This is a genomic window from Paracoccus nototheniae, assembly GCF_004335005.1.
In the GTDB taxonomy this organism is placed as follows: Bacteria; Pseudomonadota; Alphaproteobacteria; order Rhodobacterales; family Rhodobacteraceae; genus Paracoccus; species Paracoccus nototheniae.
The window spans coordinates 1-8,123 of record NZ_RQRT01000103.1; the positions used below are offsets into that span (position 1 = coordinate 1).

The following is an 8,123-nucleotide window of genomic DNA, read 5'->3' on the forward strand; positions in this document are numbered from 1 at the left end:
CCGTGGCGGGCAGGGCGGCCTGCGACGACCGGGCGGGCGCGGAGGCTTCCGGCGCGGTCTTTGCGGGCTCCATGTCGACTGGATCCCTCTCGACTGGCCCCATGACCTTGGGGGCGATGCCTGCAGGGGTGATGTCTGCAGGGGCCATGTCTGCAGGGGCGGTGCCTTCGGATGTGGTGTCCGGTTGTTGGGTCATTCGCGCGACGCGCTCTGGATTGGGGCGGGGGGTGGGGTGTCGCCCGCCTGTTCCGCCAGATCCTCGTCCTCCGGCAAAGGGACCGGCAGGATGGTGACCAGATCGCCCGGATGGATCAGCGTGTCCATGTCCGCCGCGATCCGTTCGGTCCGGGTCGCGTCGGTGGGCCGTTCGATGCTGACCTCAAGGCGCAGTCCGTCTTCGGCAAAAAGGCTCAGTTCCGCCATCACCGTGTCAAAGGCGCTGTCTGCGGCGTCCAGCGCGGTGGTGATGCTGCGCAGTTCCGCCGTCACGCTGCGCAGGCGTTCGGAACCGGCCAGTTCGGCGTCCTGCTGCGCCAGCCGCCGTTCGGCCTGCAACCGGAACAGCAGGTCGTGCTTTTCCAGAAAGATCCGTTCGGCGTCCATCGCCCGCATCGCCGTCTCGTCCAGCCGGGAATCGGTGATGAAACCGTTCTGCAGCATCTCGATCTGCTGGGCGCGCCGGGCGGCATAATAATCGGCCTGCGTTTCAGAGACGCGGCGCTGCTGTTCGGCGGTCTCGATCCTTGCAGCCAGATCGGCCAGCGTCGCTTCGGTCCGGGTCTGGCGCAGGCCCTCGGCGCGGATTTCGGCGGCAAGGGCGGTTTCCTCGCTGGTCACGCGCTCGGCGCCCAGCAGGGCCAGCGCGGCGGTGACCTCGGGGCTGTCTGCCGGCAGCGTGCCGACGCCGTCCAGTGCCGCGCGCAGGCGCATGCGTTCCAGCGACAGGCTGGCCCGGGTGCGGGCCAGTTCGGTCTGCCGTGCCCGCAGCGCGATCATTCTGACCTGAGCCGCCGGATCGCGGTCGTCCAGCACCCCCGCCTGCGCCAGAAGCCGCGCGACGGTCAGCCCCGTGCTGTAGCCATGCGATCCGGGCGCCCGGACCGCGCCGCGCACCAGAACCGGCGGGCGGCTGTCGAATGCGGCGCTGACCATGGTCTGCGTGGCCATCGCGTCGAAGGCCGCGCGCGAGACCAGCGCCTCGACACAGGCCAGGGGACGCCCGGCGACATCGACATGGCCAAGGGCGGGCAGCGACAGGGTGCCGGTGCCCGCGACATCATAGATGCCCGACAGGTCCAGCCGCTCGAACACGATATCGGTCGCCGGGGCGCCATCGCCGGCAGGCGCGGCCAGGGCCGAGGATTCAAAGATCCGCAGCGCGATCCGGTCGCCCGGCACGGTCACGTCGGGGCTGTCGGCCGCGGCCTCGCATTCCGGGGGCACGATGGCCGCCGGGGCCGGTTGGCGAACCTGCGCTGGCGGCAGCGATTCGGACACGGCCTGACGGGGCAGGCGCCCCTCGCCCGAATTGTCGGGCGGCACGATGCTGCCCGAGGCGTCCGCATCGCCCAGACCCAAGCGCGCATAAAGGCCCGACGCCCGGTCGGACAGCCCGCCATTCTGAACGATGGGCCAGGCCCAAATTCCGGCCAGACCGGTCGCGACGATGCCTGCGCTGACCATGAAACCACCTAAACCATTCGTCATACCGTTCCTCTGCCTGCATCGTCGCAAGGGCGCCGGAGAAATAACTTTGCAGTATCGGGAAACTACGATAATTTGAATAAGCGCTCAATTGACTTAAGGGCGAGCGGGGAATGTCTTTCCAAAACGATTATTATCCCAAAGGGTAATCATATCCCAAGGGATAACAGAATGAATTTCAGCGACATGTCCGATCGGTGCAGTTCCTGGGTCAGGGACAGACGCCTTTGGGCAGAAAGAGGGCCGGGGATGATCCAAAGGATAAGGCGCGCAGGCGGGCGGCTGGCCATCGGACGGCTGGCCATCGGACTGGCCCTGTGGTCCTGTGCCGCCACCGGGGCCATCGCCTGCAGCGGGGTGCCGCGCACGACGCTGGCGCTTTACGACAGCACGCGCGAGGGCGCGCCGCGCGACACCCGCATTCACCGCTATGCCGAGTTGGTCCTGAACCATCTGGGCCAGCGCGTCGTCTATCACGATCTGTCGCAAGGGGGCGCACCCGCTGCCGATCCGGGCGATGTGCGGCTGGTCCTGTCATGGCTGGACGACGGCACCGCCGCCAATGCCCCGGGCCTTGAGGGGCTGGGCGCCTGGCTGTCCCGGCACGCCGATTTCTGCGAGGGCAGCCCTCGGATCGTAGCGATGGGCAACCTGTCCCCCTGGACCGGATTGCCGCCCGAGGCCGCGCAACGGGCCTTTGCCGCGATGGGCGTACTGGCCGATGGCAGCACCCATGCGGTGGGCGTCCAGGCGGTGCAGTCGCTGCGCGATGCCGCGCTGATGGATCACGAGGCCGTCTTCATGATCGCGCCGGGCAATCATGCGGGCGTGACTGCCGCCGCCGATGCGCGGTCGTTGCTGCAACTGACCTCGGGGGGGCGCGCGATCGATCTGGCGGTGACCGGCCCGGCGGGCGGCTATCTGCATGACAGCGCCGCGATCGCGATGGGCGCGCAGGGTCAGGCCGCATGGATCGTCGATCCCTTCGGCTTTTTTGGGCAGGTGCTGGATCAGGACGGGGTGCCGCGCCCCGATCCGACCACCCGTCAGGGGCTGCGCAGCTTTTTCGCCACCGTCACCGCCGAGGGCTGGCTGGATGTCATGCCCACCCGCAGCTTCGGCGAACCCGAGCGTCTGGCATCCGAGGAATTGGTGTCGCGGCTGATCGACCCTTTTGCCGATCTGCCCCTGTCCGTGGCGGTGCTGGCAGGTGATCTGGTGCCCGGTCTGGGTGGACCGCTGTCCGAACGGGGATTGCAGGCCGCGCGGCAGGCCTTTGCCGCGCCGCATGTGCAGGGCGCGGTGCAGGGCTTCAGCGATATCCGCGATTGGTCGTTCTTTGCCGCCTATGATCCGGGGCGCGAGGCTGCGTTGCTGGATGCGCCGCAGGTGGTGGCCGACCGGGGGGCGCTGGTCACATCCGCCGTCATGACCCTGCGCGACGCCTTTGCCGAAACCGGCGCATCGACCTTTTCCCGCACGCCCGGCGCGCCGCGCAAATATGCGGCCGAGGCGTTCGATCTGGGCGCCGAACTGGGCGGCGCCATCGCGCAGGTCAATGCGCTGACCCCCGAAGACCGCCCCGCGCAGCTGTATAACTGGAGCGGGAATGCCCGGCCCTACGAGGCCGCGCTGGCTGCCGAGGCCGCGACCGGACTGGTTGCGATGGGCGGCGGTGGCGGGGTCATGGATGCCGCGCATCCGTCGCTGACAGGGCTGATGCCGCTGTCGGTGCAGGTGGGCGAGCAGCGTCAGGTCTATGACGCGCTTGGCGGGGATGCGGCCTATACCGGGTCGTGGACCGCGCCGCTTTACGGCTTTCACGGGTTTGGCCAGACGCTGGCCCGGACCGAGGAGCCGCGCCGCCTGCGGCCCTTTCATCTTTCCTTCGCCGCCCGCTCGGCCATCCATTTCGAAACCCGCCGCGCGGTCGAGACCTATCTGGACATGGCGCGCACTGCGCCTGTCGTGCCGATCCGCGCGGCGGATCATGGGCGCGCGGTCCTTGGGTTCGACAGCATGCGCATCACCCCCGAGGGGCCGGATCTGTGGCGCGTCACCGACCGGGGCGGGCTGGACACGCTGCGGCTGGACAAGGCGGCAGACCGGATGATGGACATCGCCCGCAGTCAGGGCGTGATGGGCGCGCGGCGCAAGGGCGACGCCCTTTACATCGCGCTGGACCCCGCCGCACCCGAGGCGCTGGTCGCGGTGGTGGCGGGGGACGATCCCTCGGGCGTCCTGACCACGCTGCCCGCGCCCGTGCTGCAGGCCAGCCGGCTAATCATCGAACGGTGGAACCGTTCCGATTGCGCGGTGGAAATGGAGCTGTCGGGATTTGCCGCAGGCGATGTGACCCTGACCGGGCCGCCGGATGCGCGGTACGGCGTCGCCATTTCGGGCGTGGATGAGGGGCAGCGCCATCCGGTCACCGCCGATGGGTCGGGACTGCTGGTCATCACCGTGCCTGCCGCGCCCGGCGGTCTGATCGGGCTGTCCGTTCAGGGGGAATGTCTGGGATGAACCTTGCCGCAATCCGCGACTATGTGATGATCACCGCAGCGCTTGGCGGGATCGCGGTGGGGGGCATCGCCCTGCTGCGCCCCGATCCCGGCGTCGAATTCGAGGCCGAGCTGTCGCGTCTGGAACCCGGCGATGCGCTGCGCCGCCTGCGCGCCGCCGAAGGGCGGTTCGATTTTCACGACAACCTGCAGCTGCTGCATGCCCGGCTGTCGCTGGCCGATGGCGATCTGGACGGCGCGCGGCGGTCCTTTCTGCAATTGCTGGCGCAGGCCGGGCCCTCGGACGAGGCGCTGGAATCGCTGGCCGGGATCGAGGCCGCGTCGGGCCATCCGGGCCGGGCGGCGGTGTTTCTGCGCCGTGCCTATGCGCTGCGCCCCACCCCCGAACGGCGTGCAGAGCTGGGCGGCTGGTATCGCACGCTGCGGCTGGCAGGCGCCGAACGCGCGCTGCTGGCATCCGTCGATCCCGCGATCCTGACCGGCCCCGAGGTCGGAAGGCTGGGTCAGTTGCTGATCGCCGCCGGTCAGATCGATGCCTACGAGGCGCTGCTGTTCACGCTGGCCGATGGCGAGGTCGCCGACAGCAAGGCCCCCGACCGTCTGGCCTATCGCCAGCGGCTGCTGGAATATCTGGTCGAAGGCGGCCGCCCGGCCGAGGCTGTGGCCGTGGCCACGGTCTGGGCCGGGCAACCCGATCCCGGGCCGGTGCTGGAAGCCTCGGTCCGGGCGCTGATCGGGCGCGGCGCCATCGATGCGGCGATCCTGCTGGCCCGGGCGGGGTTTGGTGTGGCGCCGGAAGACGCGCATCGGGTGCTGCCGGTCTTTGCCCGCAGCGGCCATGGCGGGACGGCGCGCATCCTGCAGGATGAATGGCTGGCGGGTCGCCCCCGCCTGTCCGAACCCGAATGGGCCACCCTGTCGGCGCTGGCCGAAAGCACCGGCGACATGCGCGGGGTCCGCCACGCGCTGGCGCTTGGCGGGGGGCAGGCCAGCCCCGCCGCGCGGGGTCAGGCGCTGACGCAGGTCATGCGCTATCGCGGGGCGGTGGCGCTGGTGCCCTATCGCGCCCTGCTGGACGATCAGGTCTTTGCCGCATCCCCGCTGGTCGGTGCGGGCTGGGCGGCATGGCGCGGCGACCGGGCGGGCAGCTATGCCCATCTGCTGGCGGCGGCGGATCAGCCCCTGGGCAGCTGGGATCAGCTGATCTGGATGTCGCTGGCCGAAGGCCTGCGCGGCAGCCCCTTCCATCGCGCGCTGCTGGCCGGAGCGGTCGAGAACCCCGATCTGCGTCAGCGCCTGCGCGACAGCATCCGGGCGCCTCGTCCCGGCCTGCCCGATCCCGCCAACGTCACGGCAGAAGGATCGGCGGCGTCAGCCGGTTGAAGACCGCATCGGCACTGACATAGGGATAAAAGCCCGCCTGCCGGGCCTTGTCCGTGATCTTGGCGCGCAGGTCGTCGGTGGTCTGTTCGGGAAACTGCGTTTCCACGTCCAGCGACAGGACCGCCACGCCATGGTCGCGGAAATCCTGCTGCAGCGCCTCGATCGTGTGGATATGGGTCGTGGGGGCCGAGACATTCTCGACCATGACCGCGTCGATGGCGTCCAGATAGGCGCCGAAACCCGCCCTCTCGGCAGGGCCGGGCGTGGCGCCCGCCGCGTCGCGCCCGATAAAGACGCCGTTGTTCACCACGATAAAGGCGTCGCAGTTCCACAGCCGCGCCCGGTCCGCCACCGTCCGCACCAGCGCCATCATGCCCTGCGCCAGCGCCGGGGCGCCGGTCGGGCCATCGGGGCGCTGCCCCTCGGGCCAGATCAGCGTCTCGTCCAGCGCGTGGCTGTAATAATGCAGCACATCGTCCAGAAACAGCCCGTCCACCCCGGTCTGCATCAGCCGATCCACCCGGTTCAGCAGGATGTCGCGCCAGCCTTGCGTCCAATAGGCGGCCAGATGATCGCCATGCCCGGCGGTGGGGCCATACCATTCGGGCAGCGTGCCCGGCGCCGTGGTCCCGATCTGGTCGATCCAGTAATCGCGATAGGTCTCGATCTCGCTGACGTTCAGATAGCCAAGCGTCGGGCGGCTGCCATCATGGCGGATCGCGGTGATCTCTTCGGGGGTGAAGAACAGCTCTTGTCCGGTTTCGGTATAGGGGGCGCCGGTCTTGGTCACCTCGACGATCAGCAGGCCGTGGGGCTGGGCGGCCAGCGTCGTCGCATCATAGCCCTCGCCCCAGTATTGCACCCCATAGCCCTGTTGCAGGGCGGGCATCAGCCGGGCGGCCCGGGACCGGGCGCCCGCCAGCGAACAATCCAGTTCGGGGGGCTGGGGGGGCGCCACGGCTGCAGGCACGGTGGCGGGCACGGCTGTGGGCACGGCTGTGGGCACGGTTTCCGTCGGAGGTTCGCTCACCTGGGGCTGCTGCGCATGGATCATGCCTGTGGGAACAAGGGCGGCAAAAACGCCGCTCAGCGCGGCGGGACGAAACAGAGACATGATCTTCAAGGCAGGGTCTTCCCGAAAGGCGCCGTGCCCCGGCGCAGGGTCGTCCCGGGGCGCAGCCTGTCGCTGCGTCCCCGTTCAGGTGGTGACGATCAGGCTGGGCATCCGCTCTGACGGTTCTTTGTCCGAGTTGGCCACAAGATAGGGGCGACTGTCCAGTAGGGCCTTTTGCTGATAGGCCCAGTGATCCGCGCACATCTGGTCCAGATCGCGGGTCGCGCGCCAGCCCAGTATTTGCCCCGCAAGGGTCGGATCGGCCAGCGACACCGCCGCATCGCCGGGGCGGCGGTCCACGATGCGATAGGGCACCGCAAAACCGCAGGCGGTCGAAAAGGCCGCGATGATCTGCAGCACGCTGTAACCCGTTCCGGTGCCCAGATTGATGCGCAGATGCCGTTCGGACCCGGCGGGCGGTCCGGACAGATGGTCGATGGCCGCGACATGGCCGCGCGCCAGATCGACGACATGGATGTAATCGCGCACACCGGTGCCGTCGACCGTGTCGTAATCGCCGCCAAAGACCTGAACCTCGGCCCGCTGGCCCGCAGCGGTTTGCGCGACATAGGGGAACAGGTTATTCGGTGCGTCCTTGGGATTCTCGCCGATCAGCCCGCTGGAATGCGCGCCGACCGGGTTGAAATAGCGCAGCGAGATCGCGCGGAAATCGGGCCGGGCGGCGGTCAGATCGTCGATCATCTCTTCGATCATCAGCTTGGTGCGGCCATAGGGATTGGTGATGCCGGTGGGCGCGGTTTCTGCGATGGGCAGCACCTTGGGCATGCCATAAACCGTGGCCGAGGATGAAAAGACCAGATCGCGCACCCCCGCCCGGTCCATCGCCCGCAACAGAGAGATGGCGCCCAGCAGGTTGTCGTGGAAATACAGCAGCGGATCCGCGACCGACTGGCCCACCGCCTTTTTGCCCGCCAGATGGATGACCGCATCGATCCCGTAGCGGCGCAGGATCCCCTCGACCACATCGGGGTCGCGGACATCGCCCTCGATCAGGATGACCGGGCCGGGGGCGATCTTGGGCAGCGAGGCCACGGCGCGGCGGTCCGAGTTTTCGAAATTGTCCAGAATGACGACGCGGTGGCCAGCGGCCAGCAGCTCGACCACGACATGGGATCCGATATAGCCGGCGCCGCCGCTGGCAAGGATGGTCCGGCCAGAGGCGCGGGCAGGCATGTGATGACGCATCATTCCACCATGGGGGATTGGGCAGGGTTGCCGGGTCGGATCATGGCCCTGTGGCCATGGGCGGGGTGGCTGGCGGTTTGCTCGCTTGCGGTGGGCTGGCTTGCTGTGGATTGGTGGGCGTTCATCTGCCGGGCCGTTGTCGGGCGGGCAGGGCCTTGGGCGTTCTCGCGCATGCCGATGTCCTTAATGGCCAT

General features: G+C 68.8%; 7 protein-coding genes. 2 read left to right on the forward strand and 5 right to left on the reverse strand.

All coding sequences use genetic code 11. The features are described 5' to 3' along the window. Positions 1 to 196: hypothetical protein (locus tag EG885_RS23150; protein ID WP_423227223.1), on the reverse strand; the 196-nt coding region annotated here is incomplete at its 3' end. Then, on the reverse strand, positions 193 to 1,707 hold the full coding sequence (locus EG885_RS20760; RefSeq protein ID WP_131578473.1) for a polysaccharide biosynthesis/export family protein: 1,515 nt from the start codon (positions 1,705 to 1,707) through the stop codon (positions 193 to 195). The genes EG885_RS23150 and EG885_RS20760, both read right to left, overlap by 4 nt. Before the next feature lie 246 nt (positions 1,708 to 1,953). Between EG885_RS20760 and EG885_RS20765 the strand changes: the two genes are divergently transcribed. After that, positions 1,954 to 4,227: a polysaccharide deacetylase family protein gene (locus tag EG885_RS20765; RefSeq protein ID WP_131578475.1), complete on the forward strand. Its 2,274-nt coding sequence runs from the start codon at positions 1,954 to 1,956 to the stop codon at positions 4,225 to 4,227. Next, positions 4,224 to 5,609, forward strand: a complete 1,386-nt coding sequence (locus EG885_RS20770) for a tetratricopeptide repeat protein (protein ID WP_131578477.1) — start codon at positions 4,224 to 4,226, stop codon at positions 5,607 to 5,609. The genes EG885_RS20765 and EG885_RS20770 overlap by 4 nt, the downstream gene beginning before the upstream one ends. On the opposite strand, the gene EG885_RS20775 is transcribed toward EG885_RS20770, so the two are convergent. The 3 genes from EG885_RS20775 to EG885_RS23155 all read right to left on the reverse strand — a co-directional run. Next, positions 5,575 to 6,639 carry a glycoside hydrolase family 191 protein gene (locus EG885_RS20775; protein WP_165571243.1) on the reverse strand — a complete coding sequence of 355 codons (1,065 nt, stop codon included), beginning with the start codon at positions 6,637 to 6,639 and terminating at the stop codon, positions 5,575 to 5,577. The genes EG885_RS20770 and EG885_RS20775 overlap by 35 nt on opposite strands. Before the next feature lie 168 nt (positions 6,640 to 6,807). Beyond that, positions 6,808 to 7,932: a UDP-glucose 4-epimerase GalE gene (gene galE / locus EG885_RS20780; RefSeq protein WP_242679778.1), complete on the reverse strand. Its 1,125-nt coding sequence runs from the start codon at positions 7,930 to 7,932 to the stop codon at positions 6,808 to 6,810. Continuing rightward, positions 7,929 to 8,123: hypothetical protein (locus tag EG885_RS23155; protein WP_207392363.1), on the reverse strand; the 195-nt coding region annotated here is incomplete at its 5' end. The genes galE and EG885_RS23155, both read right to left, overlap by 4 nt.

Coding starts and splice junctions, on each gene's coding strand:
- EG885_RS20760 (WP_131578473.1), bottom strand. CDS start 1,707: ATGACGAATGGTTTAGGTGGTTTCATGGTCAGCGCAGGCATCGTCGCG.
- EG885_RS20765 (WP_131578475.1), top strand. CDS start 1,954: ATGATCCAAAGGATAAGGCGCGCAGGCGGGCGGCTGGCCATCGGACGG.
- EG885_RS20770 (WP_131578477.1), top strand. CDS start 4,224: ATGAACCTTGCCGCAATCCGCGACTATGTGATGATCACCGCAGCGCTT.
- galE (WP_242679778.1), bottom strand. CDS start 7,932: ATGATGCGTCATCACATGCCTGCCCGCGCCTCTGGCCGGACCATCCTT.